Origin of the sequence: Microcoleus sp. C2D2 (assembly GCF_036702495.1) — a bacterium.
Taxonomy (GTDB): Bacteria; Cyanobacteriota; Cyanobacteriia; order Cyanobacteriales; family Microcoleaceae; genus Microcoleus.
The window spans coordinates 1,991-2,722 of record NZ_JAUBTO010000333.1 but is presented as its reverse complement, the minus strand read 5'-3'; the positions used below and the strand labels follow the sequence as shown (position 1 = coordinate 2,722).

Genomic DNA, 732 nt, shown 5'->3' with positions numbered 1-732 from the left:
TCTGTCGCAGATGCGAGAATGTAAGCACTGATTTGGATGCCCAAATGCCTGCTGCACCGTTGCCCCAGAAAAAAGCTCAATTCCCAAAACCTAGAGAGTCAAATAAAAACAAGAAATATTCTGAACTTCGCGATCGGGAATATTTACTGGAGCCAGAAGTCAAAGCCATGATGAAGGCCGCCAAGTCGGGCAGATGGGGACACCGCGACTCAACACTGATTTTGCTGGGGTATCGCCACGGTCTAAGAATTTCCGAGCTCGTAAATTTGCGTTGGCAGCAGGTGGATTTTAAAACTGGGCATCTGCACGTCCGTCGAATCAAAGGCTCGCGACCGGCAACTCATCCGATCGCCGGAGACGAATTGCGATCGCTCCGGAAGCTGCTGCGAGAAAATTCTGAATCGCCGTATCTTTTTAATTCAGAGCGTGGCGGCCCCATGACTGCCGATGCCGCAAGAAAGTTAATCCGCAAAGCTGGAGAAGTGGCAGAGCTGCAATTCCCGGTACATCCTCATATGCTGCGGCACGGCTGCGGATACTATTTGGCGGCTAAAGGAATCGACACCAGGGCAATTCAAGATTATTTGGGACACGCGAATATTCACCACACAGTCAGGTACACCCAGCTAGCCCCGCAGCGGTTTGAGGGGTTCTGGGAAGATTAATACCGCTTCCATAAATGGTTGCCTAACAGAGTAGATAGCTAAACAAGCGATTATATGCCATTTCCAT

The 732-nt window shown here is 50.0% G+C and carries 1 protein-coding gene; it reads left to right on the top strand.

Going from position 1 to position 732, the window contains the following annotated elements; all coding sequences use genetic code 11:
* Positions 1-665 (top strand): tyrosine-type recombinase/integrase (locus tag QUB61_RS38815; RefSeq protein ID WP_333190440.1); only part of this gene is annotated, 665 nt, incomplete at its 5' end.
* Positions 666-732: the final 67 nt, after the last annotated feature.